The organism is Ruegeria sp. (genome assembly GCF_028066395.1).
GTDB lineage: Bacteria > Pseudomonadota > Alphaproteobacteria > Rhodobacterales > Rhodobacteraceae > Ruegeria.
Window position 1 is genome coordinate 15,795 of record NZ_JALCBM010000013.1, and the last position, 25,515, is coordinate 41,309.

Consider the following 25,515-nt stretch of genomic DNA (forward strand, 5'->3'; position numbering starts at 1 on the left):
CTGGCATTCCGCCGCGCCCGGTTTTCGACTAACCGGCCATTTTGATGGAAGGAGTTGCCAGATGAAACGACGTTCAGTTCTGGCCGGGGTGTGCGCAGTGATGATCCCGCACAGCGTTTTGGCGGCGACTGCGCCTGCCGGGCTACGGCGCGCGCAGGGGCAGTTCACGACGGGCAGCACCTCGGGCGGGGTGGCGCTCTATCAGGATGGGGAGCGTTGGGCGGTCTTTCTGGAGGATGACTTCGCGCATGAAGGCTCGCCCGATCCGTGGGTGGCCTTTGGGCAGGATGGGTTTCGGCGCGACGGGATCATTGGCGAACTAGCCGCGTTTGAAGGTCCGCAGGTCTATCCGGTTGGGCCCAAACTGAACGTGACCGAGTTCAACGAGGTCTATATCTGGTGTGTCGAACACAACACCTCGCTGGGCCGTGCCCGGCTGAGTTGGCTTTAGGGATACAGCGCGGCGCGTTCGGACTTGCTGAGGACCGTGGGTGTTACGGTCGGTTGGCCGGTTTCAGCGTCAAAGAATATGGATGTTTTCCAGCGGCCTGACAGGCGTGAAGCCACGATGCGTTTCAGCAGGCCGATCACCGCATATCGCAGTTTCTGATGCTTTTGCTTGCCTCCGGGCGTGGGCACAAAGCCGCGGGTGGTGACCGGGCCCAGAGGGGCAGGGTCCGCCAGCCGTTTGACGATGAAGCCGCCAAACGGCAGCTTGGGCGAGGCCGGGGTTGTCACCAATGGCGCATTGCAGCAATCGGCATACCAGCGCAGCATGCCGCGCGGGCTGAGGCGCATGGCGGCCAGATGCTCGGCGCCTTGATCGATGACGATATCCTCGGGCGTCATATGCAGAATTTCGACCGGGCCGGGGGCGGGGTCGGGTTGACCGAAATACAGCTGCGCGGCGCGGCAATCACGGCAGAAACACACGACATGCGTGCCCGAGGACATCCCGCGCTTGGTGATGTGGCCTTGCAGGCTGCCGCAGGTGCAGGAAAAGGGGATCTCCTGTGCCCGCTTCCTGCTCATGCCGGTCAGGCCACTTTGTTCTTGTTGGCCGCCTTGCGTTGGGGTTTGCGGCTGTTTTCATTCATGAAATCAATGACAAGCGGGCGGATGTTGTCGCGCCAGCTGCGCCCGGCAAAGATGCCGTAATGGCCCGCGCCGGGTTCCACATGGCTGGCCTTCTTGCTGTCGGGCAGGCCGGTGCACAGATCCAGCGCCGCGATGCACTGACCGGGGGCCGAGATGTCGTCATTCGCGCCTTCGACCGATTTCACCGCCACATTGGTGATCTTGCCGATATCCACCTTATGCCCGGCCACGACAAATTCGTTGCGCGCAATCTCGCGGTTTTTGAACACGCGTTCGACAGTGGACAGATAGAACTCGGCCGTCATGTCCATCACGGCGAGGTATTCGTCGTAGAACCGGTTATGGGCGTCGTGGTCCGAGGCCTCATCCCGCATCACCCGGTGAATCTGATCCGTAAACGCCTTGCTGTGGCGTTCTGCGTTCATCGACATGAACGAGGCCAGTTGCAGCAGGCCAGGATAGACCATGCGGCCGACGCCCTTGTATTTGAAGCCGACGCGCTGGATCATCGTCTCTTCCAACTGGCCCATGGTGACGCGGCGGCCGAAATCGGTGACCTCGGTCGGGGTGGCGTCGGGGTCGACGGGGCCGCCGATCAGGGTCAGGGTGCTGGGCTGCGCCTTGGGCTCGACCTCGGCCAGATAGGCGGTGGCGGCCAGCGTCAGCGGTGCGGGCTGACAAATGGCGATCACATGGGTGTCGGGGCCAAGTTCTTTCATGAAATCGACAAGATAGAGTGTATAATCCTCGACATCGAACTTGCCTTCGGACACGGGGATATCGCGCGCATTATGCCAATCGGTGACGTAAACTTCGCAATTGACCAGCAGGCTTTTGACGGTCGAACGCAGCAGGGTCGCGTAATGGCCCGACATCGGCGCTACCAGCAGCACCTTGCGCGGCTGTTCTTCGCGCCCGTTGACGCGGAAATGGATCAGGTCGCCGAAGGGGTGTTCCAGAACGGTGGTGATGTCGACCAGATGATCCTTGCCGTCTTCGCAGGTAAAGGTGCGGATGCCCCAATCGGGCTTGACGATCATGCGCTGAAACGTGCGCTCGGTCACTTCGCCCCACGCCGCCATCCAGTTGAAGGCGGGGTTGGGCATCATCGAAAACTGCGGGTAAGAGGCCATCGCGCTGGCCGTCGCACCAAGCCATTGGTTGGTGTTGCGCATGGTTTCCATAAGGTCGTAGGTCATCATGTAGCGCATGAAATGGGGCCTCCCGCGTGTCAGCCTGAAAGTTCGGACCATTCGTCGCTTTGCCCCCCAGCACCCACGACGTTATTCTGCATAGCAGCGAGGTTAGGGGGGAATTGTTAAAATGACAACTAGCGACGGTCAGACGCCGGAAGTGACCGAAGAACATATTGAACGCCTTAAAGAAAATATGGAAAAGGTCGAAGAACTGTCCAAGCGTCTGGTCGAGGTGATGGCCGGAAAAACGCCACACACCCCCGCGTTGGACGGTCCGAATCAAGAGCTTTATGCAAGAGCAGCAACGGCCTATTGGGCCGAGGCATGGCAGAATCCCGCCAAGCTGATGGAACAGCAGGTGGAATACTGGAGCAAATCGGTCCTCAACTTTGCCGAGGCGCAGCGCGCCATGACCTCGGGGCAGGTTGAGGAGACGGATGGCGCCAAACCCGACCGGCGGTTTTCCAACCCGATGTGGGAGACGAACCCCTATTTCCGCTTTGTCCGCCAGCAATATCAGACCAACGCGCAGGCGATCCGGCAGGCCGTCGCCTCGGTCGAGGATCTGGAGGCGAAGGACAAACAGCGCCTGACCTATTTCTCGCAACAGATCATCGACATGATGGCGCCCACCAACTTTCTGGCCACCAACCCCGACGCGCTGGAAAAGGCGGTCGAGACGGAAGGGCAGTCGCTGATCAAGGGGTTGGAGAACCTGGTCTCGGATCTGGAAGCCAATGATGGCGAACTGGTGGTGAAACTGGCCGACGAAAGCGCGTTCGAGGTCGGCGGCAATATCGCCACGACCCCGGGCGATGTTGTCTATCGCAACCGGATGATGGAGCTGATCCAGTACAAGCCCGCGACCGAGACGGTGCATGAAACACCGATCGTGCTGTTCCCGCCCTGGATCAACAAGTTCTACATCCTCGATCTGAAAGCCCAGAACAGCCTGATCAAATGGGTGACCGAGCAGGGCTATACCCTGTTTGTCGTCAGTTGGATCAATGCCGACAGCTCTCATGCCGATATCGGGATGGAGGATTACATTCAGGACGGGTTCCTGACCGCCATCGAAGAGGTCAAGAGCATCTGCAAGGTCAAGCAGGTCAACGCGGTGGGGTATTGCATCGCGGGCACGACGCTGAGCCTGACCCTGTCGCTGCTGAAACAGCGCGGCGACAAGTCGGTCAAATCGGCCACCTTCTTCACCACGCTTACGGATTTCGGTGAACAAGGAGAGTTCACGCCCTTCCTGCAGAACGATTTCGTCGACGGGATCGAGGAACAGGTCAACCGCGATGGTATCCTCAAGGCGTGGATCATCGGGCGCACCATGTCGTTTCTGCGCTCAAAGGACCTGATCTACACCCCCGCGATCAAAAGCTACATGATGGGTGAGACGCCGCCTGCCTTCGATCTGCTGTATTGGAACGGCGACGGGGCCAACCTGCCGGGCCGTATGGCGATGCAATATCTGCGCGGGCTGTGCCAAAGCAACGATTTCGTCAAGGACGGGTTCGACCTGATGGGCCACAAGCTGCACATCAAGGATGTGGATGTGCCCCTGATGGCGATCACCTGCGAAACCGACCATATCGCCGCGTGGAAATATTGCTATCACGGGGTGCAGCAGATGGGGTCGCGGTCCAAGAGTTTTGTAGTCTCGGAATCCGGTCATATCGCGGGCATCGTCAATCCGCCCAGCAAGAAGAAATACGGTCATTACACCAATCCCGATCTGAAGGCTGATGCCGATACCTGGCTGAAGCAGGCCGATTTCCACGAAGGGTCCTGGTGGCCGATGTGGGAGGCGTGGCTGAAGAAACGCTCCGGCAAGCAAGTGCCTGCGCGCGACACCGGTGATTCGGATCATCCGCGCCTGTGTCCGGCCCCGGGGACCTATGTTCAGGTCAAGGCAAACCGCTGATTTCATTTTGAAACCAGATTTTTTCTGCATTGCAGCAAGAAAAAACTTGAAATGCTGCAATGCAGAAATCATATTGCCCTCAAGCTGATGAAACCCGGGGTGGGCCCGGACAGGCTAAAAGGATTAGGACAATGGCAAAGACCCAAGACTTTACCGCGACCCTGAAGGACATGATGGGCGCATTCCCGGTTGACACAAGCGCCCTGGAAGACGCATTCAAATCGACCGCTTCGCTGAACGAAAAGCTGTCGGGCGTTGCGCTGGACGCGGCTGAGAAATCGGCTGAAATCTCGAACAAATGGACCAAGGAAACCCTGGCCAAGCTGACCGAGATGTCGAAAGCCAAGGCAGAGCCTGCCGATTACGCCAAAGCCGCAACCGATTTCGCAAGCGCGTCGGCCGAAGTTGCTGCAGAAAACATGGCTGCTTTCGCTGAGATCGCCAAAAAAGTTCAGACCGAAACCGTCGAACTGCTGATGGCTGCCGGCAAGGACGTTGCAGAAGACGCAACCGCCGCTGTCAAAAAAGCCACCAACGAGGTGACCGCTGCTGCCAAGAAAGCATCGGCTGCCAAGTAAGCCAAGACCGCGAGACGTACCCAACCCTCCCATTTGGTGCACTCGCTGTGGGCAGGTCCTGTGACCTGCCCTTTCTTTTTGTTCTGCGCTCGCATAATCTGCGCTGCAACGCATCATCCTTGGGGAGGGCAACAGGTGTCTGAACAAGAAAAACCGCTGCTGATCAAGCGCTATGCCAGCCGTCGGCTGTATAACACCGAGACCAGCGATTACGTGACGCTCGAAGATATAGCGGGGTTCATCCGTGACGGGCGAGAGGTTCAGATCATCGACCTGAAGACCGGCGACGACCTGACCCGCCAATATCTGCTGCAAATCATTGCCGAACATGAAAGCCGTGGCGAAAACGTGCTGCCGGTCAATGTGCTGAACGATCTGGTGCGCAGCTATATGGTGCCGGGCGGGGGCATGATGCCGCAATTCCTGCAAAGCTCGTTCGAGATGCTGCGGGAAAACCAGACCAAGATGATGGAAAACATGAACGCGATGAACCCGATGTCGCAGATGCCGGGATTCGATGCGTTGCAGGCGCAGCAACAGGCGTTCCTGAAGGCGATGACTGGCGGTCTGTCCGGCAACTGGTCGGCCCCGGAGGCCGAGGGCGAGGAAACCGAGAAGCCCAAGGAAGATCTGGCCGATATCAAGAAACAGTTGGCGGATTTGCAGCAGAAACTGTCCAAGCTCAGCTAAGCCTCATGCGTGTTCTGGCCCTGCTGGCCGCGCTGCTTTGGTCCGGCATGGCCCACGCACAAGGGCAGTTTTCCGACGTGTGGGAGCCGGTCTGCACCCTGGGCCAGGACGCTGGTGCAGGCTGCGACGATATCCGCGCGCGCGACATTCTGGACGCAACGCAAGCGCCATGGCGCGCCATTGGACGGGTCAACTTTGCCAGCATCCGCCAGCGATCTCATTGTACCGGCGTGCTGATCTCGGACCGGCATGTCCTGACCGCCGCGCATTGTCTTTACAACGCCTCTCGCAAACGCTGGATTCCCGCCGCCAGCATTCGGTTCGCCGCCGGATATCAGCGCGGTGAGGCGGTCGCTGTTGCCGTGGCAAAAGACTACGCGCTGGCGCCGGAGCAGGGGCTGGATGGCGCGTTCGACAATCGCGCGGCGTTGGATTGGGCGGTGCTGGAACTGTCAGAGCCACTGGGCGATGCATTGGGGTATCTGCCCCTTGCGCCAAGCCAGCGCGCAGGGTTTGTCGCCGGATACCCCGGTTTGCGCCCTCATGTCCTCAGCCGAACGGGCAGTTGCGACCCGCGCCCTCTGGGGCCGTCGCTGATGCAGGCGATCTGTCCGGTGATGATGGGGGATTCAGGCGCGCCGCTGCTGGTTGAAACCGAAACAGGTCTGGCTGTCGCCGCTATCCTGTCGCGTATCGCGCCGACCCCGCAGGGGATCGACGCGCTGTTTCTGTCTGTCGATCTGCTGGATCAGGTGCCGTAAACCGGCATCGGCCCGGTCACATCCCCGACCGAGGCCAGCAGGATATCGGCGATCACGTCCAACTCGGCCCGGGTCAGGCGCACAGGCAGGCGGACATCGCAGGCCTTCATCAGCATCGCGCGGGTCTGGGGCAGTTCGACCTGTTCCGGCAGGAATTGCCAGTTCCAATAGGCACGCGCGTTGTCGGCGCTCAGCCCGAAGACCTGAACTTTCACGCCGCGTTCCTCGGCGGCGGCGACAAAGGCGCGGGTTTCCACCTCATCCATGCCGACCAGATTGAACTGGATCGAATCCGGGGCGCGGCGCTCTGGCATCAGCGGTGCAGGCACATCAAAACAGGGAGAGCTGTTCAGGCGCCCCGCGACGTAGTCGTGATTGTCCAGCCCGTCACGCACCCGGCGCGCCAGTTCGGGCAGTTGCGGGCGGATCACGGCGGCGCTGAGGTTGCTCATGCGCAGATTGTAGAGCGGCAGCCTGTTCTGCCAGAGTTCAAAGGCGGCCTCCAGCTCAGGCTCTGGTGCGCCGTTCGGGCCTTTGTGCTTCTTCCAGTTATGTTCATAGGCACCGGACATGATGGCGGCGCGGGCGACCAGATCGGCGTCATCGGTGATCAGAATGCCGCCTTCGCCCGCATTGATCATCTTGTAGGATTGGAACGAGAAACAGCCCACCTTGCCGATGGTGCCGATATTGCGCCCATGCCAGGTGGTGCCCAGCGAATGGGCGGCATCCTCGATCACCGGGATATTGCGCGCCTCGCACAGGGCCATGATCGCATCCATGTCCGAGGTATGGCCGCGCATATGGCTGATGATCACCGCTTGCACATCGTCCAGCCGGGCGGTGAAATCGGCGATATCAATGCGGTAATTGTCACCGACCTCGCACAGGACCGGCACGCAATCCGCATGCACGACCGAGGATGGCACGGCGGCAAAGGTAAAGCCCGGGATCAGCACCCGCGCATCGCGCGGCAGCCCCAACGCTTTGAGCGACAGGAACAGCGCGGCTGAGCATGATGACACCGCCAGCGCGTATTTCGCGCCCAGCAGTTCGGCAAATTCCGCCTCAAGCAGCGCCACCGGCGCGTCCTGCGGCGCGGTATAGCGGAACAGGTCGCCTGATTGCATCAGGGCCTCGATAGCATCTTTTGCGGCTGTGGGGATGGGTTCGGCGGCATGAACGTTAGGTGGCAGAGTCATATTTGGTTTTCCCGAATTCCAGTATTCGGAAACATAAAGTAAGGATTTTGGCGTGCAAGACCCTAATCCGCCCTTCGGCGGAATTTCACCAAAGTGATACAATTGCAGGGTTAGACGCCCAGCCGGTCCCGCAGCGCGTACCAGGTCATCGCCAGCGCCAGCAACGGGCTGCGCAGGGCGGGGCCGCCGGGGAAGGGCAGGGCGGGCACGCGTGAGAGGGTGTCGAACCCTTCGGCCTGTCCCTGCAGAGCCAGCGCCATCAATTGACCCGCATGAGTGGCGGTGCCGACACCGTGGCCGGAATAGCCCGAGGCGGACAGGATATTGGGCGCAATCCGTGCCAGATAAGGCATGCGCCGCATGGTGATGGCCAGCGTACCGCCCCAGGCATAATCGATGCGGATATCGCGCAGATGCGGGAAGATCTCGGTCATTGGCTTGCGCACTGTGGCTGCAATGTCTGACGGGAAGCGATAGCCATAGCTTTCGCCGCCGCCAAATAGCAGCCGGTTATCGGCGCTGAGGCGGAAGTAATTCACCACAAATTTCGTATCCGCCACCGCCACGTCGCGGGTCAGAACCTGCCGGGCATCTTCGCCCAGCGGTTCGGTTGCGGCGATGAAATTGTTGATCGGCATCACCCGCGCGGCCACCTGACGGTTCAGCGCACCCAGATAGCCGTTGCAGGCAAGAATGACATGACCGGCAGAGACCTGACCCTTGGCCGTTCGCACGGTCACGCGAGGGCCTTCCTCGATCCCCAGAACCTCGGTACCTTCATGCACCCGTACTCCGGCCTTGATCGCAGCGCGGGCCAGACCCAGCGCGTAGTTCAACGGATGCAGATGCGCAGCGCCCATATCCAGATAACCGCCCTGATAGGCGGGTGAGGGGCAGAGGGCGCGCCCGGCGTCGGCGTCCAGCAAGTCCATCTGGTCATAGCCATAGCGATCCGACAGATGCGCGGCGTGTTCATGTAGCTCGCGACGTTCCGAGGCGCTGAACCCCAATCCGGCAATGCCCGGTTTCAGGTCGCAATCAATCTGATGTTTCGCGATCAGCGATTTGACCAGATCCTTCGCATCCTGGGCCAGATGCCACAGCTTGGCGGCATCGTCCTCGCCCACCAGCCGCTCCAGATCCTCTTGATCCATGCGCTGGGCGCTGCCCAATTGGCCACCATTGCGGCCCGAGGCGCCAAAGCCCACGCGATGCGCCTCAAGCAGCACCACATCGAACCCGGCCTCAGCCAGATGCAGCGCGGCGGACAGACCGGTGTAACCGCCGCCGACGATGCAGACGTCAGCGCGCGCATCGCCGTCCAGCGCCGGTTGCCGGTCGAGCCCCTGCGCCGTGGCCGCATACCAACTGGGCGGGTATTCGGCCTTGCGGTCGTTGGAATAGAGCAGGTTCAGGCCCATGGTCAGACGTTCAGCAGTAGATGCTCCCGCTCCCACGGAGAGATCACTTGCAGGAACTCCTCATATTCGGCCCGTTTGACGATGCTGTAGACGCGGGCGAAATCGGGGCCCAGAACCTCGTGCAGGGCTTCGGCCTGGTCGAACAGGTCCAGCGCCTCGCCCATGACCTGCGGGATATCGCCGTCGCCATCATAGGCATCGCCATAGAACTGGCGGCGGGGGCGTTCCTGATTGATCAGGCCCAGATAACCGCAGGCCAGCGAGACCGCGATGCCCAAGTAAGGGTTGCAATCCATCCCGGCGATGCGGTTTTCCACCCGGCGGCTGTCGGGGCCGGACAGGGGCACGCGGATGCCGGTGGTACGGTTGTCGCGCGCCCATTCCAGATTGATCGGAGCGGCGTGATCTTTGACATAGCGCCGGTAGGAATTCACATAAGGCGCCATCACCGCCAGACCGGCGGGCAAGTGGTTCTGCAACCCGGCGATGAAGTTGTAGAACGCGTCCGTCTCACCCCCTTGCGGGCCGGAAAAGATGTTCTGACCGGTTTCAAGGTCGGTGATCGAGTGATGGATATGCATGGCCGAGCCCGGCTCATCCGCGATCGGTTTCGCCATGAAGGTGGCAAAGCAGTTGTGGCGCAGGGCGGCCTCGCGGATCAGGCGCTTGAAGTAGAACACTTCGTCCGCCAGCTTCACCGGGTTGCCGTGACGCAGGTTGATTTCCAGCTGACCGGCGCCGCCTTCCTGAGTGATGCCGTCGATCTCGAACCCCTGATGTTCGGCGAAATCATAGATGTCGTCGATCACCGGGCCGAATTCGTCTACCGCCGTCATCGAATAGGCCTGCCGCGCCGCCGCCGGACGGCCCGAGCGGCCCATCATCGGCTTGATCCCCTGCGCCGGGTCCACGTTTGGGGCGACCAGAAAGAACTCCATCTCAGGCGCAACGACCGGCTTCCAGCCTTTGTCGTGATAGAGCTGCACCACCCGTTTCAGCACATTGCGCGGGCTGAACGGGATCGGGTTGTCGTCACGGTCATAGGCATCATGGATCACCTGCAACGTCCAGTCGCCAGTCCAGGGCGCGGCCGAGGCGGTCGAGAAATCGGGTTTCAGGATCATGTCCTTTTCGATGAACCCGTCATCGCCTGCGGCCTCGCCCCAGTCACCGGTGATGGTCTGGTAAAAGATGCTGTCAGGCAGATGAAAATAGGATTGCCGCGCGAATTTCGAGGCCGGAACGGCCTTGCCACGCGCAATGCCGGGCAGGTCAGAGATGATGCATTCGACCTCATCCAGGCGCTGCCCTTCGATATAGCTGTTTGCCGCTTGCGGCAGGTTGTCTTTCCAATCGGCCATCAGGCCCTCGCTTTCTTCAGGAACGCGGCCATGTGGCGCGCGATGGCGGGGCTGTCATCCCGCGTGTTGCTGCGGCGCAGGGCGTCTTGCAGCAGATCGTCCGGCACCACGCCCTTGCCGCGTGTGTGGATCAGGCCGGTGATGAAATCATCGCCATATTCCGGGTGCGCCTGCACGGTCCAGATCGTGTCACCATAGGCGACCATGGCGTTTTCGCAAAAATCGTTGCGGCCCAGAACGCGTGCACCTTCGGGCAGGCGGGTGACCTGATCCTGATGCCAGGCGTTCAGCGTGACCGTGTCACCGTCAAGGTCGTAATCGGTACGGCCAACCGCCCAGCCGCCGGTGAATTTTTCGACCGTGCCGCCCAGAGCCTGCGCGATGATCTGATGGCCGAAACACACGCCAATCAGCGGCGCGCCCTTGTCGCGGATGGCGCGGATCAGATCCTCAAGCGGGGGAATCCACGCGTGATCCTCATACGCGCCGTGGCGTGATCCGGTGATGATCCAGCCATCGGCCTGATCCGCGTCCGCAGGGAACTGGTTGTCGACAACGGCAAAGGTTTCATAGTCAAAACCGTTTCCGTCCAGAAGCGCGCGGAACATGACGTCATATTCATCGAACTCGCCCTTCAGCGCGTCCGGGGGATGGCCGGTCACAAGGATACCGATTTTCATAGGTCACCATAATTTGATCAAATTAATCTGTAGCGCCGCAAAACACTCCCGGCAAGGGGGTCAAACGGTGTCGAGGTAACTCAGCCAGTGTTCCTCGGGCGGCAGGTCGGCGAAACGCGTGATTTCCTGCCGCTTGGTCATGGCCAGATTGCGGATCAGATCAGGCGCAAAGATGCGGGCGATCAGCGGGTCGGAGTCCCATGCGGCGATGGCTTTGGGCAGGTCGGGGGCAAGCTGCGGAACGCCTTCGATCTCATAGGCGTTGCCGGTAATCGGTGCGGGTGGCTGCATCCCGTCCTCAATCCCGATCATGGCAGCGCCCAGCACGGCAGCCAGCATCAGATAGGGGTTGATGTCCCCTCCGGCCACCCGATGTTCGATCCGCCGCGCAACGGGCGCGCCGCCGGGAATACGGATCGCCGCCGTGCGATTCTCATAGGCCCAGCTGGCCCCGGTGGGCGCATGCGCGCCGGGGATCAGACGGTCATACGAATTGCCATGCGGCGCAAAGATGACCGAGCTGGCGGGCATCGCGGCCAGACACCCCGCCACGGCAGAGCGCAGCGTATCCGTACCCTCGGGCCCGCCATCGTCAAAGACATTGCGCCCCTCGGCATCCAGAACCGAGAAATGCACATGCATGCCGTTGCCCGCATCCTGCGCATAAGGTTTCGCCATGAAGGTGGCGGTAAAGCCGTGTTTGCGGGCCAGCCCCCGAGTCAGCGCCTTGAAAAGCCATGTATCATCGGCACAGCGCAGGGCGTTCTGGTGGTTCAGGTTGATCTCGAACTGGCCGATCCCGGCCTCGGAAATGGCGGTCTGGGCGGGGATGCCCATTGCCGCGCAGCCGTCATAGAGATCGGTGAAGAAGGCATCGAACGCATCCATCTCGGCCACTGACAGGACCGCCTCGCCATGCAGGCGACGCCCGGTGGCGGGGTGCAGCGGCGGCTGAGGTTGCGGGCCCGAGGCGTCCAGCAGCGTGAACTCCAGCTCGGTTGCGGCGATCACCTGCCAGCCGCGTTGCGCATAACGGTCCAGCACTGCCGACAACGCATGGCGGGGGTCGCCTGAGAAGGGCGTTCCAGTGTCGTCATAAAGGCTCATCGGAACCAGTGCGGTGGTGGTCTCCAGCCAGGGCATCGGCACTGGTCCGCGATCTGTGGGGCGCAGGACCCCGTCGGCATCGCCGCTTTCAAAGACCAGCGGGCTGCCATCGATATCGGCCCCCCACAGATCGACATTCAGCGCCGAGAACGGCAGGCGCACCGCGCCTTTGTCCAGCTTGCTGGCATAATCTGGCGGCACGCGCTTGCCGCGCATCTGGCCGTTCAGATCACAGGCGGCGACGCGAAAGGTGTGCAGGGCGCTCAGGTCCATGGGGGCTCCGTCGGTTTTGATGCCAAGATGTAAAGAAGGTTCGACAGCTTGTCACCAAATTTGATCAAATTGTGTGATCCTATGCGAAACAGCGGGCCGCAGGGCGGTATATGCCTGACGGGTGATTGTCCGTCCCGGCGCGATCCGTATAGTCTGATCCGATGGTACCATTTCTTGCCTTTGTTCTGCTGGTCGCAGGTTTTTTCGCCTTTCGCTATTGGTCGAGACGGCGGGCGCGGGCGGCGTTGCTGTCCACCCCTCTGACCGCGCATCAGCGCGATATCATCGACCGGCAGGTTCCCATCATCCGGCGCCTGCCCGCCGCGCTGCGTGGCAAGCTGGATGGCAAGGTGAACCTGTTCCTCAATCAGGTCAGCTTTTACGGATGCGACGGGCTTGAGGTCACCGAAGAGATGGAGCTGTCGATTGCCGCGCAAGCCTGTCTGCTGATCCTCAACAGCGACCTTTGGTATGACACCCTGACGACCGTTCTGATCTATCCCAATGCGTTCAAGTCCAAACAGCAGCGCCATTCCGGTTTCGTGGTGACCGAAAAAGAGATCGTGCGCACCGGTGAAAGCTGGGATCGCGGGCCGGTCATCCTGTCCTGGGCCCACAGTCAGCAGGGCGCGCTGGATGACCGGGACGGGCAGAATGTGGTGATCCATGAATTCGCCCATCAGATCGACGATTTGTCCGGCGGCACCAATGGCGTTCCGATCCTGAGCGAAGGCCAAAGCTTTGCCGAATGGGAGCGCACCTTTCTGACCGCCTATGAGGCCCATGTCCGCGCCGTCGAACACGGGCAACCCACGGTCATCGACCCCTATGGCGCAACCGGGCATGAGGAGTTCTTTGCGGTCTCGGTCGAGGTCTTTTTCGAAAGACCCCGGGCCCTGAAACACGAGGTGCCCGAGGTTTATGCGCAGTTAAGCAAGCTGTTCCATCTGGACCCGGTCAGCTGGACCTGAAGCGTTAGCGCGCCAGATTGACCCGGAACCGCATTTTCGCTTTCCGTTCTGCTGGCAAATGCCGGTTCAGGCGCTTGTTCACCAGCCCGAAGCCCCCGACGACGACAAGTGTCAGCAGGATGAAATAGAAGGCCAGAATCGGGTAGGGGATGAACGGGTTGAACGTCTTGTCGGCGAAATAGCTGGCGTAATACAGCGCATCGCCCCGTTGCTGCCACGCGGGGAAGGCCGAAAAGAAGACCAGCGTGGTGGCGTGGAACAGAAAAATCGCCTCATTCGTGTAGGCGGGCCAGGCCAGCCGCAGCATTGTCGGCCAGACGATCCGCCGGAACCGGGCCCAGCCGGACAGGCCATAGGCATCCGCCGCCTCGATATCGCCTTTGGGGATAGACCGCAGCGCGCCATAGAAGATCTCACCGGAATAGGCGGCCGTGTTCAGGAACAGCACGATCAGCGCCCCCAACCAGGCCGAGGTGAAGGCGTCGAACATCGGGTATGATTTCTTCAGCGACAGGAAGAGGAAATAGGCAAAGAAGAACTGGATGAACAGCGGCGAGCCCCGGAACAGAAAGATGAACCATTCCGCCGGTTTGCGCAGCCATTTGTTGGGGGATGCCTTGCCCACCGCCAGCGCCGTGGCCAGCAGGAACCCGGTCGCCAGCGCCAGAACGCCGAAATAGACGTTCCAGATCATGCCCGAGCCGATCAGGGTGAATTGCTCGCATAAGGTAAAGTCGCTGCGGGGCAGCAGGCGTTCGCCGAAGCCCAGGGAACGCAGGGCGTAATCCTGAATGGTCTGCAGGCAGCTCATGCGGTGGTCTCCTTGCGCAGCAACTCTCCGCCGGATGTGGCCTGCCCGTGGGACAGGCGGCGCATCAGCTTCTCAAGCCCGATCTCGGACATGCGGGTCATGCCCAGATAGAAGATCAGCAGGAACAGGAAATACCACATGCGCCAGTCGCCATGCGGGTATTGCGTGAATTTCGAGGTCTTGGTGCCGCCCAGTTCGCGCGCCCAGTAGACGATATCCTCGACCCCCAGCAGAAACAGCAGCGGTGTGGCCTTGATCAGGATCATCCACAGGTTCGACAGGCCGGGCAGGGCATAGACCCACATTTGCGGCACAAGGATGCGCCAGAAGGTCTGGCGACGGCTCATCCCATAGGCCGCGGCCGTTTCCAGCTGCGCATGCGGCACGGCGCGCATGCCGCCGAACAAGACATTGGCGGCAAAGGCGCCGAAAACGATGGAAAAGGTGATGATCGCCAAGGCAAAGCCATAGGTTTCATGCACCCATTCGGGCGATGTGCTCAAAGGCAGTTTGGCGGCCTGACAGACGATGAAATCATTGCCCTGTCGGATCGGTTGGTCCCAATCCGTGCACAGAACCTTGTGACGTATCCATTCGAACCCCTGATCCAGCGCGATGACGAAGAACATGAAAAACGCAATGTCCGGGACGCCACGCACGATGGCGATATAGCCCTTGCCCAGCCAACTGAGCGGCGGGATATGCGACCGTGCGGCCATGGCACCGGCAAATCCAAAGCCCAGCGCAACCGGGGCGGTCACCGCCAGGATAAACAGCACCTTCAGGAACGAGGCATAAAACAGCCAATGCACGCCGTTGGTCAGGTAACACGCAAACCAGCGGATCGTACCCAGCGTATCGGGGTCAGAGCAGAACGAGAAAATGGCGGGCCTCTTCGGATGGCAAAGGCGCGGTGGAGACGCGCCCGGATCTCAGGCGCGTCCCCCTTGATGGATCAGAAGGTCGAGGACACTTCCCACTTGGTGATCAGCGCGTTCAGGCTGCCGTCATCCTTCATCGACTGAATGGCGGTGTTGAACTTTTCTTTCAGCTCACCGTCGGATTCACGGACGCCGATGCCAACGCCACCGCCCAGCGGTACGTTGGGGCCGATAAAGCGCAGGTCGCCATCTTCTTCCAGGATCGGAGCCAGGAAGGATTTGTCGGCCAGAACCGCGTCAGCTTCGCCATTGCGAACGGCGGCGATGGTTTCTTCCGAACTGGCGAACTCGACCAGAGTTGCGCCCGATTCGGCAATATAGGCGGCCTGAATGGTGCCGGTCTGGGCAACGATCACACCGCCTTCGAGGTCGACATCATCCGACAGCGCGGCATAGGCCGACGGGTCCGGCGGCGTGTAGTTCTGGGTAAAGTCGATAACCTCGTCGCGCTCGTCGGTGATCGACATGCCCGCCATGATGACGTCATAGTTGCCCGAGACCAGGTTCGGGATGATCGAATCCCAGTCATTCTTGACCCATTCACAGGTCAGGTTGGCGCGTTTGCACAGCTCATCGCCCAGTTCACGCTCGAACCCATCAATCTCGCCCGCGTCATTGACGAAGTTCCACGGCGCATAGGCGCCTTCGGTTCCCAGACGCACGGTGTCGGCCATTGCCATACCCGCGCTCAGCGCCAGTGCCGCTGTGGTCAGAATCAGGTTTTTCATTGTTGCTCCCCTTGTTTGTTCTGTCCGTTGGTTATGCCGCCTGAGTGGCGGAAAGAAACCCCTGAAGCCGTGTGGATTCAGGGGCGGTGAAAATATCTTCGGGTGTGCCTTCTTCCTCGATCAGGCCCTGATGCAGGAACACCACGTGGCTTGAGATATCGGCGGCCATTTTCATGTCATGGGTCACGATGATCATGGTGCGGCCTTCGGCGGCCAGATCTTTGATCACCTTAATCACCTCTTGTTCCAGTTCGGGGTCCAGCGCCGAGGTCGGCTCGTCAAACAGCAACGCTTCGGGCTCCATGCACAGGCCGCGCGCGATGGCGGCGCGCTGTTGCTGGCCGCCTGACAACTGCGCCGGGTAGACATCGCATTTGTCGCCGATGCCGACCTTTTCCAGATATTTGCGGGCGCTTGCCTCGACCTCGGCCTTGTCGCGGCCCAGAACGGTCACAGGGGCCTCCATCACGTTTTGCAGGATGGTCAGATGGGCCCAAAGGTTGAACTGCTGGAACACCATCGACAGGTTGGTGCGGATGCGTAGCACCTGCTTGGGGTCGGCGGGGCGGCGGGCATCATGGTTGCCACTCCAGCGCACCGGTTCGCCCTTGAACAGGATCTCGCCCTGCTGGCTGTCTTCCAGCAAGTTGCAGCAGCGCAGCAAGGTGGATTTGCCCGACCCGGAGGACCCGATCAGCGACACCACGTCACCGCGATGGGCGGTGATGTCGACCCCTTTCAGCACCTCAAGATGGCCGAAGCTTTTGTGCAGGTTCTTGATCTCGATAACAGGTGCGGTGTTTGTCACGGGTATTCCAGGTGTTCTTGCAGAGTATTGTTGGTCCGGTAATAGGGCTGAAAAAACCGGCCAATGCAATGCGCAAATGACAGTTTCCCTATGGGAAACGTTCGAAATGATCAGATGTATTGGCCAAAACGATCAGGAAATATGCAGGGTGGCCTCGGGCGGAGGTGGCGTGGGAACGGCCATATATTGCGCCTGTGGGATGTCGATCAGCCCCCGCAGATGCAGGGCGGCGCGGTCGGCCGGGTTCAGCTCGTCAATCGCGGCACGCACGGCGCGGGCGATGGCTTGTGCGTCCTGCCCCATGGCGGTGATGTAAGGCAGCGTCGGGGTCGGGGTGGTGGTCGCAACGCTGCGCAGAGGCTCGCCCAGATCGGTATGGGTTTGCAGCAATTCCCATGTCAGCGCATCCAGAGCGGCGAAATCCGCGCGCGCATCGGCAACAGCCTGTGCCGACAGCGCGTGCCCACCAGTGGCCCGCAGCGCCTTTGGCATCCGGTCCAGCGCGTCAAGATGCACAATGGGTGCGGCCCAACCGGATTGCGACAGCGCCTCATTATAGGCAAATATGCCCTGCGCCAGTTGATCCAGATCGCGCGGGTCGTCTCGCCGCGCCACAAAGACCGAGCAATAGTGCCCCGCAGGACATCCCGGCAGGCCGTAATCGGGGGTTCCGACCAGTTGCACCTTGCCATGCAGGCGGGTGCGATAGGGCATGCCGCAGGTCTGGGCAAAGATCAGCGCGGGGTCCTGCCAGATGTCCCAGAAATCCCCGTCGCGGGTCAGTTGCGCGGGGCCATATCCCAGATGTTTGCGAATCAGCGACCAGAAGGCGTCATTGGCGGCGTGCAGGGCGGGCATGTCATACATGCCCAGCATTGCAGTCACGATTTGGCAGCCTTTTGCCGTGCCAAGGCCGAATCCACATCGCTGACACCCAACAGGCTGACGACAAGGCGCAGCAGCGAATCCTCTTCACCACTGCGTTGCCCATCGGCCAGCGCCACGGACCACATCGCCTGCACCACCGCCAGACGGTCGTCATAGGCGACGGCCTCTTTGATGGCGCGGGTAAAGCGGACGGTGTCGGGGGCTTCGGCCTCCAGATCCTCGGCGCGGGCGCGCAGGGCGGCGGCCTCAAACGGTGACAGGCCATAGCGTTCGGCCGAGACGCGGTCGATCCGGGCCATCTCGGTGTCGGCATAATCGTTGTCGGATCGCGCGATTCGCACCAGCAGGGCGGTCAGGGCCAGGCGGGCGTCATCTTCGACAAGCGGGTCGGGCTGCGGCTGGGTCAGCCGGGACAGGAAATCCTTGAACATGGGCAAGATATAGACGCTGCCTAGCTGGCTTCCAAGCGGCTTTGCACCCGTTCGCGCGCCGCCTGACTGTCATTATAGCTGAGCCCCATAGCTGCGCGAGCTTCTTCCACGATCTTGATCTCACCCTCATCGGATACGCCATCGGCCAGAACCACCTCCCACAGGGCGTCTAGCGCGGCCAGCCGTTCCTGCAGGTCGGTGGTCTCGCGGATCAGCTTGCCGAACGTGTCGGTTTCGGGGGCTGCGGCATGCAGCTTCTCACAGGTCGCGCGGACCTTGGCGGCCTCGATCGCGTTGTGCTGATAAAGCCGCGCCAGGATGCGGTCGATCAGGCTGATCTCTTCCAGCTTGTAGTCCCGATCCGCCTGCGCCACGCGCACCATCAATGCCCCCAAGGCCAGTTCGGCATCAGGATCGGGCAAGGCAGTGTGCTGAGGCGGACGAAGCGCCTGAAAAAACTTCTTTAACATGAGGTCAGATTATTCCGTATTTTGCGGGCCGCCAAGCGGGGACTACCCGTCATAGCCCTGAATAATCACTAAATCCCCGGTTGAAACCGGATCGCGCACCGCTTTGGCCTGTTGATAGCCTTCGCTTTCATAACAGGCCAACGCTTGTTCATAGCTTGGAAACTCGATCACCACGGTGCGGGCGCGGGCCTGACCTTCGACGGTGGTCCGGTCACCGCCGCGCACCAGAAACCGGGCGCCATATTCGGCGAACGGAGCGGCATTGGCGGCGATGTAGTTCTTGTATGTCTCGATGTCGTCCACATCGACATGGGCTACCCAATATCCTTTGGCCACGGGGTCCTCCTCCTGCGGTTTATCGGCAGAGTGCGGAGGAACCCGCGAAATTGCAATCCCCTAAGCCTGCAATGCCTTGCTTGCATTGTCCTGCAGCCAGGCCAACATCTGTTTATAGGGTACCGGGCCATAGCTGATGCGCGCCACGCCGAGCTTCGCCAGTGTTGGCGTATCCGGCGTGCCGGGCAGGGCGATGATGTTGACCGGCAGATCGGTGGCCTCACACAGGCGGGCGATCAGGGCTTCGTCTTTCAGACCGGGGGCAAAGAACCCGCTGGCGCCTGCCTCTTCATAGGCTTTGGCGCGGGCGATGGCGTCGTCCAGCATCGCATCGTTGTGGGTGTCCGGCGCGGCCTTCAGGAAGATATCGGTGCGTGCGTTGATGAAGGCGTTGATCCCTGCCGCGTCACTGCCTTCGCGTACCGCCGCGACGCGGGCGGCCTGCGTTTCTGTGTCGTAAAGCTCTTTGGTTCCAACGATCTGGTCTTCGAAGTTGAAACCGATCACGCCGGTATCCAGCGCGCGCTGGACGTTGGCGGCGATGCCTGCGACATCCTCGGCATAGGCACCCTCAAGGTCCAGGCTGACCGGCAGATCGACCGCCGCGACGATGCGGCGGGCATTGTCCAGCGCCATCTCGAAGGGGATGTTCTGCCCGTCGCCAAACCCCTGCGCCATCGCGACCGGAGCACTACCAGTGGCAATCGCCTTGGCCCCAGCATCGCGCACGGCGGCAGCGCTGCCTGCATCCCAGATATTGTACAGGATGACCGGGTCACCCTTCTTGTGCAGGGCGGTAAATGTTTCCGCGTGGGTGTTCTGATCAGTCATGGCCGGTCTCCTGTCGGTGTGTTGCCGACAGTTAAACCTGCTTCCGGGCGTTTCGAACAGAAAAATACGAAACGCCCCTCAAATTGAGGTGAATTACAGCGATTTAGACCAGACGCGAGGTGTCTTTCGCCGCGCGCACGAATTCGCGGAACAGCGGATGCGGGTCGAAGGGTTTGGATTTCAGTTCCGGGTGGTACTGAACGCCGATGAACCACGGGTGATCCGACCATTCGACGATTTCGGGCAAACGCCCGTCCGGCGACATGCCCGAGAATTTCAGGCCCGCTTTCTCCAGCTTGTCGCGATACTTGATATCAACCTCATAGCGGTGACGGTGGCGTTCTTCGATCTGGGTGCTGCCATAAACCTCGGCCACTTTCGAGCCGTCGGCCAGCACAGCGTTATATGCGCCCAGACGCATGGTGCCGCCCTTGTCATCGCCCACCTTGCGTTCAACCTTGTGGTTGCCCTGCACCCATTCCTTGAGGTGATAAACAACCGGTTCAAAACGCTTTTTCCCGGCCTCGTGATCGAATTCCTCGGAACCGGCCTCGGTGATGCCTGCCGCGTTGCGGGCGGCCTCGATCACCGCCATCTGCATGCCCAAACAAATACCCAGATAGGGCACTTTATGTTCGCGCGCATATTGCGCCGCTTTGATCTTGCCCTCGGTCCCGCGCTCGCCAAACCCGCCGGGGACGAGGATCGCGTGATAGCCTTCCAGATAGGGGGCGGCGTCCTCGGTATCGAACACCTCGGCATCGACCCACTCGATCTTGACCTTGACGCGGTTGGCCATGCCGCCATGGGTCAGAGCCTCGGCAATCGACTTATAGGCGTCTTCCAGCTGGGTGTATTTGCCGACGATGGCGACCTTAACCTCGCCCTCGGCATTGTGAATGCGGTCGCTGACGTCTTCCCATTTGGCCAGATCGGGCTTGGGGGCAGGGCTGATCTGGAACGCATCCAGAACCGCCTGATCCAGCCCCTCACGGTGATAGGCGAGCGGGGCATCATAGATGGTCGAAAGGTCCTGCGCCGCGATCACGCTGTCGGGGCGCACGTTACAGAACAGCGCCAGCTTCTCGCGTTCCTTGGCCGGGATCGGGCCTTCGGAGCGGCAGACCAGAATGTCGGGGGCCAGACCGATCGAGCGCAGCTCTTTCACCGAGTGCTGGGTCGGCTTGGTTTTCAACTCACCGGATGCCTTGATGTAGGGCAGCAGCGTCAGGTGCATGAACAGGCATTGACCGCGCGGCTTGTCCTGACTGAACTGGCGGATGGCCTCGAAGAAGGGCAGGCCCTCGATATCGCCGACGGTGCCGCCGATTTCGCAGAGCATGAAATCGACCTCATCCTCGCCGATGGCGATGAAATCCTTGATCTCGTTGGTGACGTGCGGGATCACCTGAATGGTCTTGCCCAGGTAGTCGCCGCGACGCTCTTTTTCGAGCACGTTGGAATAGATGCGCCCCGAACTGACCGAGTCGGTCTTGCGCGCCGCCACCCCGGTGAAGCGTTCGTAATGGCCAAGGTCCAGATCGGTCTCGGCGCCGTCATCGGTGACGAACACCTCGCCATGTTCAAACGGCGACATGGTGCCGGGATCGACGTTCAGATAAGGGTCCAGCTTGCGCAAACGCACCGAGTATCCCCGGGCCTGCAACAGCGATCCCAACGCCGCCGAAGCCAGTCCTTTGCCCAAGGATGAAACCACACCACCGGTGATGAAGATAAATCGCGCCATGTTGTTCGGCTGCCCCCGTGAGACGTCAAAATCAGCTGCCCGGCGGTTCGAAAAAACCGCTGCATCACGGGACTTCACATATAAAGGATTCGCGCCCATAGCGCAAGAGAACCGCAAGATGCTGTTGCAGTTCTCTTCTGTCTTTCTAGGTTTAGTGGATCAGTCGGCCTGCGGGATCAACGGTGCGTTGTCACCCTGTGTGGGCGGCAAAAGGTCATCCGCTGATGGCAGCGCTGGTGTGCTGCTGTCGGTCGAGGCCGGGGCCGGAACGCCCAGACGGTCGATCACCGAGCTGCCCGAGGATTTCTGCGCCGCCAGAATGGTCAGCGTGATCGAGGTGACGATGAAACACGCGGCCAGAATCCACGTGACCTTGCCCAGCGCGGTTGCTGCTGCGCGGCCGGTCATGGCGCCACCGCCGCCACCACCCATACCCAGGCCACCGCCTTCGGACCGCTGCATCAGAACAACGGCAATCAGGCCCAGAGCCAAAAGAAGGTGGATGATGAGAACGACGTTTTCCATGGTGTTCCTGTACGGCGTGGCGTGTATCGCGAGGTACTTATGCAAGTTTGCCATCGGGGGCAAGGGAGGAGTTGGTATCAACACCTGTGATGTGCCTCATCACGGCAAAGGGACTGGACAGGTGGGCGGATGGTGGCGCAGGCTGCGGGCCATGCCACATGACGATCACGACCACCCGCACGCCCTGTTGCCGCCTGAACCCGCGCTGCGCGTCAAAGCGCTTGAGACGATTCTGACCCGCAAGGGGCTGATCGACCCGGCGGCGCTGGATGAGATCATCGACACCTATCAAAACAGGATCGGCCCCCAGAACGGCGCGCGCGTTGTTGCCAAGGCCTGGTCCGATCCGGGCTTCAAGGCGGCACTGATGAAGAACGCCACGCCGGTTGTCGCTGACCTTGGGTATTATGGCCGACAGGGCGAGCATATGGTCGTCGTCGAAAACACGCCCGAGCAGCACAATATGGTCGTCTGCACCTTGTGCAGTTGCTACCCGTGGCCTTTGCTGGGCATTCCACCCGGCTGGTACAAATCCGACGCCTACCGCGCCCGCGCCGTGCGCGAGCCGCGCAAGGTGCTGGCCGAATTCGGCGTGACCCTGCCGCAGGAAACCTCGGTCCGGGTCTGGGATTCGACGGCTGAAATCCGCTATCTCGTGCTGCCCATGCGTCCGGAAGGAACGGAAGGGCTGGGCGAGGAGGAACTGGCCGCGCTGGTGACCCGCGACAGCATGATCGGCACCGGCCTGCCCAAGGTGCCCGCATGACCCGCGTACATGACATGGGCGGGCGCTTCGGTGACGGCGCGATCAACCCCGAATCCGAGGATGATCCGATCTTTGCCGAGGACTGGCACGCAAGGGCACTGGCGGTCACTCTGGCTTCGGGGTTTCTGGGGCAATGGAACATCGACGTGTCCCGCCACGCGCGCGAGCGCTTGTCGCCCAAGGATTACGCACGGTTTTCCTACTATGAGAAATGGCTGGCCGGGCTGGCTGATCTGCTGGTCGAAAACGGCGTGCTGACGCTGGATGACTTGCGTGGCGCGGGGAATGATGCGGATCACCCTCTGGCTGCGCACGCATTGAAAGCCAACAATGTCGCGGCGGCCCTGTCCAAAGGCGGCCCTGCCGACCGGCCTTCGAATGTCGCGATAAAATTCGAAATAGGGCAACCGGTCCGAACCGCGCGCCCTGCGGCCAACCGATTGGCGGATGGCGGCCACACCCGGCTACCGATCTATGCCGCCGGGGCCAAAGGCCGCATCGTCCTGATCCACGGCACCCACGTCTTGCCGGATTCGAACGCGCATGGTCTGGGCGAGGCGCCCGAGCCCCTGTACGCAGTGGCTTTCCCAGCCTCTGAACTCTGGGCCGACCCCGAACATCCGGACGATGAGGTCGTACTGGATCTCTGGCAATCCTATCTGGAACCGGCATGAGCGACTGCGCCCCACATTCCGCGCCCGAGCCGGTCTTTGCCGAACCCTGGCACGCGCAGGTCTTTGCAGTTACCGTTGCGTTGAACGAAGCTGGCCGCTTCGATTGGCCTGACTGGGCCACGCGGTTTTCCGACACCCTGAAACGCCATGGCCTGAACCGCGATCTGGATGGCGGCGATGACTATTTTCACGCCTGGTTGGAGACGCTGGAGGCACTTCTGGCGGAACAGGGCACGGCCCTGCCGGATGACGTGCAGTCCCTGCATCAGGCTTGGGAGGACGCCTATCTAACGACACCCCATGGTCAACCGGTGCAATTGGCGCACGGGTAAGGGGGCTCTGCCCCCGCCGCCCGTTCCGGGCGACTCCCCCGGGATATTTTGAGCCAGATGAACAGGGGATCCGAGCTTCATCTGGCCAAAAATATCCCCGCCGGAGGCATCGCGCGGCACGCGCGATCCAGACTGCGGCGAAATACCGGTTTCCCTGTCCCGCAGGCCCCGCTATATGAGCCGGGTTTGAATACTCAGCGCAAAAAGGACCGGATATGGCCAACGTTGTAGTTGTCGGCGCCCAGTGGGGTGACGAAGGAAAAGGCAAGATCGTCGACTGGCTCAGCGAGCGGGCGGATGTGATTGCACGTTTTCAAGGCGGGCACAACGCCGGTCATACGCTAGTCATCGATGGCGAGGTCTATAAACTACATGCGCTGCCGTCGGGCGTGGTGCGGGGCGGCAAGCTGAGTGTCATCGGCAATGGCGTTGTTCTGGACCCCTGGCATCTGATCAAAGAGATCGCGACGATTCGCGCGCAAGGTGTTGAAATATCACCCGAAACACTGATGATTGCCGAAAACACACCGCTGATACTGCCCATTCATGGAGAGCTGGACCGCGCGCGTGAAGAGGTCGCCAGCAAGGGCACTAAGATCGGAACCACGGGCCGGGGTATCGGTCCTGCCTATGAGGATAAGGTCGGGCGCCGCTCGGTCCGCGTGGCCGATCTGGCGGATGAAGCCACGCTGGAGGCGCGGGTTGATCGTGCGTTGCAGCACCATGATCCTCTGCGCAAAGGTCTTGGCATAGAACCGGTTGACCGTGACGCGCTGATTGCGCAACTGAAAGAGATCGCGGCGGAGATTCTGCCCTTTGCCGCGCCAGTCTGGAAAGTGCTGAATGAAAAGCGCAAAGCTGGAAAACGTATCCTGTTCGAGGGTGCGCAGGGCGCGCTGCTGGATATCGACTTTGGGACTTATCCCTTTGTGACCTCGTCCAACGTGATTGCAGGGCAGGCCGCGACCGGTGTTGGCATCGGGCCGGGCTCGATCGATTTTGTTCTGGGTATCGTCAAAGCCTATACCACCCGCGTTGGTGAGGGCCCGTTCCCGACCGAGTTGGAGGATGCGGATGGCCAGCGCCTTGGTGAACGCGGGCATGAATTCGGCACCACAACCGGACGCAAACGCCGCTGCGGTTGGTTCGACGCCTGTCTGGTGCGCCAGACATGTGCCACCAGTGGCGTCAATGGTATCTCTCTGACCAAACTGGATGTGTTGGACGGGTTTGAGACGCTGAAAATCTGTGTCGGCTATGATCTGGACGGCGCGCGTCTGGATTATCTGCCAACAGCCGCCGATCAGCAGGCCCGTTGCACTCCGATTTACGAAGAAATGCCGGGTTGGAGCGAATCCACCGAAGGCGCCCGCAGCTGGGCCGACTTGCCTGCCAATGCCATCAAATATGTGCGTCGGGTCGAGGAACTGATCGAATGTCCGGTGGCGCTGCTGTCCACCAGCCCGGAGCGGGAAGACACCATTCTGGTGACCGACCCGTTTGCCGACTGATGGCAGATCAGAACAAACCTGGCCTCAGCTACAAGGAGCGGCGGCGCTGGTCCCTGGTGCTGCTTCTGATCGGGCTGCCCGTGTACATTGTTGCTGTCGTGACCGTGTTGAACTGGCTGGATCGTCCCCCGATCTGGCTGGAACTTCTGGTCTATGTGGGTTTGGGCATCCTCTGGGCACTGCCGTTCAAATTCGTTTTTCGTGGTGTCGGCAAAGAGGACCCGGATCAATCTTAACCTCTGGCTCAGAGGCGAACATGATTTAAACTACCGGGGGAATGTCGCCCGTCGAAACCTAGGTGGGTCAGGCACAAAAAATCGAAATTCAGCCCAAACTGAATCGCGCGTGCCGCGCGATGCCTCCGGCGGGGATATTTTTGGCCAGATGAAGCTCGGATCCCCTGTTCATCTGGCTCAAAATATCCCGGGGGAGTCGCCCGGAACGGGCG

The 25,515-nt window shown here is 60.9% G+C and carries 29 protein-coding genes; 11 read left to right on the forward strand and 18 right to left on the reverse strand.

What is annotated here, in order from left to right:
• Positions 1-61: 61 nt before the first annotated feature.
• Positions 62-451 (forward strand): twin-arginine translocation pathway signal protein, encoded by a 390-nt coding sequence (locus MPJ51_RS06275; protein WP_298383370.1) that lies wholly within the window; start codon positions 62-64, stop codon positions 449-451.
• Here MPJ51_RS06275 and MPJ51_RS06280 read toward each other — a convergent pair.
• Positions 448-1,032 carry a DUF6151 family protein gene (locus MPJ51_RS06280; RefSeq protein ID WP_298383372.1) on the reverse strand — a complete coding sequence of 195 codons (585 nt, stop codon included), beginning with the start codon at positions 1,030-1,032 and terminating at the stop codon, positions 448-450. The genes MPJ51_RS06275 and MPJ51_RS06280 overlap by 4 nt on opposite strands.
• A gap of 5 nt (positions 1,033-1,037) precedes the next feature.
• Positions 1,038-2,309, reverse strand: coding sequence for a polyhydroxyalkanoate depolymerase (phaZ, locus tag MPJ51_RS06285; RefSeq protein ID WP_298383374.1), 1,272 nt, complete (start codon positions 2,307-2,309; stop codon positions 1,038-1,040).
• A gap of 112 nt (positions 2,310-2,421) precedes the next feature.
• On the opposite strand from phaZ, the gene phaC reads away from it, so the two are divergent.
• The 4 genes from phaC to MPJ51_RS06305 all read left to right on the forward strand — a co-directional run bounded on the left by phaC (position 2,422) and on the right by MPJ51_RS06305 (position 6,253).
• A complete protein-coding gene (gene phaC, locus MPJ51_RS06290; protein WP_298383376.1) occupies positions 2,422-4,224 on the forward strand; it encodes a class I poly(R)-hydroxyalkanoic acid synthase in 1,803 nt (600 codons plus the stop codon).
• A 131-nt stretch (positions 4,225-4,355) separates the two neighbouring features.
• Positions 4,356-4,802, forward strand: a complete 447-nt coding sequence (locus MPJ51_RS06295; protein ID WP_298383379.1) for a phasin family protein — start codon at positions 4,356-4,358, stop codon at positions 4,800-4,802.
• Positions 4,803-4,937: 135 nt separating this feature from the next.
• Positions 4,938-5,492 carry a polyhydroxyalkanoate synthesis repressor PhaR gene (gene phaR, locus MPJ51_RS06300; RefSeq protein WP_298383382.1) on the forward strand — a complete coding sequence of 185 codons (555 nt, stop codon included), beginning with the start codon at positions 4,938-4,940 and terminating at the stop codon, positions 5,490-5,492.
• 5 nt (positions 5,493-5,497) lie between these two features.
• Positions 5,498-6,253, forward strand: a complete 756-nt coding sequence (locus MPJ51_RS06305) for a trypsin-like serine protease (RefSeq protein ID WP_298383384.1) — start codon at positions 5,498-5,500, stop codon at positions 6,251-6,253.
• Here the strand turns inward: MPJ51_RS06305 and MPJ51_RS06310 are convergent.
• From MPJ51_RS06310 to MPJ51_RS06330, 5 genes are all read right to left on the reverse strand, one after another.
• On the reverse strand, positions 6,241-7,455 hold the full coding sequence (locus MPJ51_RS06310; RefSeq protein WP_298383387.1) for an aminotransferase class I/II-fold pyridoxal phosphate-dependent enzyme: 1,215 nt from the start codon (positions 7,453-7,455) through the stop codon (positions 6,241-6,243). The two genes, MPJ51_RS06305 and MPJ51_RS06310, sit on opposite strands and share 13 nt — an antisense overlap.
• 110 nt (positions 7,456-7,565) lie before the next feature.
• Entirely contained in the window at positions 7,566-8,876 is a 1,311-nt protein-coding gene (locus MPJ51_RS06315; RefSeq protein ID WP_298383514.1) for an FAD-binding oxidoreductase, read from the reverse strand.
• Positions 8,877-8,878: 2 nt separating this feature from the next.
• Complete coding sequence (locus MPJ51_RS06320; protein WP_298383390.1) at positions 8,879-10,237, reverse strand: glutamine synthetase family protein; 1,359 nt, start codon at positions 10,235-10,237, stop codon at positions 8,879-8,881.
• Entirely contained in the window at positions 10,237-10,917 is a 681-nt protein-coding gene (locus MPJ51_RS06325) for a type 1 glutamine amidotransferase (protein ID WP_298383394.1), read from the reverse strand. Before MPJ51_RS06325 ends, MPJ51_RS06320 begins: the two co-directional genes overlap by 1 nt.
• Before the next feature lie 60 nt (positions 10,918-10,977).
• Positions 10,978-12,297: a glutamine synthetase family protein gene (locus MPJ51_RS06330; protein WP_298383397.1), complete on the reverse strand. Its 1,320-nt coding sequence runs from the start codon at positions 12,295-12,297 to the stop codon at positions 10,978-10,980.
• Positions 12,298-12,458: 161 nt separating this feature from the next.
• On the opposite strand from MPJ51_RS06330, the gene MPJ51_RS06335 reads away from it, so the two are divergent.
• Entirely contained in the window at positions 12,459-13,268 is an 810-nt protein-coding gene (locus MPJ51_RS06335) for a M90 family metallopeptidase (protein WP_298383400.1), read from the forward strand.
• A 4-nt stretch (positions 13,269-13,272) separates the two neighbouring features.
• On the opposite strand, the gene MPJ51_RS06340 is transcribed toward MPJ51_RS06335, so the two are convergent.
• The 11 genes from MPJ51_RS06340 to secG all read right to left on the reverse strand — a co-directional run bounded on the left by MPJ51_RS06340 (position 13,273) and on the right by secG (position 21,784).
• Positions 13,273-14,079, reverse strand: coding sequence for an ABC transporter permease subunit (locus MPJ51_RS06340; protein ID WP_298383403.1), 807 nt, complete (start codon positions 14,077-14,079; stop codon positions 13,273-13,275).
• Positions 14,076-14,963 carry an ABC transporter permease subunit gene (locus MPJ51_RS06345; protein ID WP_298383516.1) on the reverse strand — a complete coding sequence of 296 codons (888 nt, stop codon included), beginning with the start codon at positions 14,961-14,963 and terminating at the stop codon, positions 14,076-14,078. Before MPJ51_RS06345 ends, MPJ51_RS06340 begins: the two co-directional genes overlap by 4 nt.
• 71 nt (positions 14,964-15,034) lie before the next feature.
• A complete protein-coding gene (locus tag MPJ51_RS06350; protein WP_298383406.1) occupies positions 15,035-15,748 on the reverse strand; it encodes a transporter substrate-binding domain-containing protein in 714 nt (237 codons plus the stop codon).
• Between the two features lie 31 nt (positions 15,749-15,779).
• Positions 15,780-16,556 carry an amino acid ABC transporter ATP-binding protein gene (locus tag MPJ51_RS06355; RefSeq protein ID WP_298383409.1) on the reverse strand — a complete coding sequence of 259 codons (777 nt, stop codon included), beginning with the start codon at positions 16,554-16,556 and terminating at the stop codon, positions 15,780-15,782.
• Positions 16,557-16,688: 132 nt separating this feature from the next.
• Entirely contained in the window at positions 16,689-17,441 is a 753-nt protein-coding gene (locus MPJ51_RS06360) for a PhnD/SsuA/transferrin family substrate-binding protein (protein WP_298383412.1), read from the reverse strand.
• Positions 17,438-17,875 carry a TerB family tellurite resistance protein gene (locus tag MPJ51_RS06365; protein ID WP_298383519.1) on the reverse strand — a complete coding sequence of 146 codons (438 nt, stop codon included), beginning with the start codon at positions 17,873-17,875 and terminating at the stop codon, positions 17,438-17,440. The genes MPJ51_RS06360 and MPJ51_RS06365 overlap by 4 nt, the downstream gene beginning before the upstream one ends.
• A 20-nt stretch (positions 17,876-17,895) precedes the next feature.
• The gene (locus tag MPJ51_RS06370; protein ID WP_298383415.1) at positions 17,896-18,345 is read right to left on the reverse strand and encodes a TerB family tellurite resistance protein; all 450 of its coding nucleotides are present in this window, start codon (positions 18,343-18,345) and stop codon (positions 17,896-17,898) included.
• A gap of 42 nt (positions 18,346-18,387) precedes the next feature.
• A complete protein-coding gene (locus MPJ51_RS06375; protein ID WP_298383418.1) occupies positions 18,388-18,681 on the reverse strand; it encodes a DUF1330 domain-containing protein in 294 nt (97 codons plus the stop codon).
• 60 nt (positions 18,682-18,741) lie between these two features.
• Positions 18,742-19,512: an isocitrate lyase/phosphoenolpyruvate mutase family protein gene (locus tag MPJ51_RS06380; RefSeq protein ID WP_298383420.1), complete on the reverse strand. Its 771-nt coding sequence runs from the start codon at positions 19,510-19,512 to the stop codon at positions 18,742-18,744.
• Positions 19,513-19,615: 103 nt separating this feature from the next.
• Positions 19,616-21,259, reverse strand: a complete 1,644-nt coding sequence (locus MPJ51_RS06385; protein ID WP_298383424.1) for a CTP synthase — start codon at positions 21,257-21,259, stop codon at positions 19,616-19,618.
• Positions 21,260-21,418: 159 nt separating this feature from the next.
• The gene (gene secG / locus MPJ51_RS06390; protein WP_298383426.1) at positions 21,419-21,784 is read right to left on the reverse strand and encodes a preprotein translocase subunit SecG; all 366 of its coding nucleotides are present in this window, start codon (positions 21,782-21,784) and stop codon (positions 21,419-21,421) included.
• A gap of 151 nt (positions 21,785-21,935) precedes the next feature.
• On the opposite strand from secG, the gene nthA reads away from it, so the two are divergent.
• The 5 genes from nthA (at position 21,936) to MPJ51_RS06415 (ending at position 25,303) form a co-directional block, all read left to right on the forward strand.
• On the forward strand, positions 21,936-22,550 hold the full coding sequence (gene nthA / locus MPJ51_RS06395; RefSeq protein ID WP_298383428.1) for a nitrile hydratase subunit alpha: 615 nt from the start codon (positions 21,936-21,938) through the stop codon (positions 22,548-22,550).
• Positions 22,547-23,224: a nitrile hydratase subunit beta gene (gene nthB / locus MPJ51_RS06400; protein ID WP_298383430.1), complete on the forward strand. Its 678-nt coding sequence runs from the start codon at positions 22,547-22,549 to the stop codon at positions 23,222-23,224. The genes nthA and nthB overlap by 4 nt, the downstream gene beginning before the upstream one ends.
• Positions 23,221-23,556 (forward strand): nitrile hydratase accessory protein, encoded by a 336-nt coding sequence (locus MPJ51_RS06405; RefSeq protein WP_298383432.1) that lies wholly within the window; start codon positions 23,221-23,223, stop codon positions 23,554-23,556. Before nthB ends, MPJ51_RS06405 begins: the two co-directional genes overlap by 4 nt.
• Positions 23,557-23,771: 215 nt before the next feature.
• Positions 23,772-25,067: an adenylosuccinate synthase gene (locus MPJ51_RS06410; protein WP_298383435.1), complete on the forward strand. Its 1,296-nt coding sequence runs from the start codon at positions 23,772-23,774 to the stop codon at positions 25,065-25,067.
• Positions 25,067-25,303 (forward strand): DUF2842 domain-containing protein, encoded by a 237-nt coding sequence (locus MPJ51_RS06415; RefSeq protein ID WP_298383438.1) that lies wholly within the window; start codon positions 25,067-25,069, stop codon positions 25,301-25,303. The genes MPJ51_RS06410 and MPJ51_RS06415 overlap by 1 nt, the downstream gene beginning before the upstream one ends.
• Positions 25,304-25,515 lie beyond the last annotated feature (212 nt).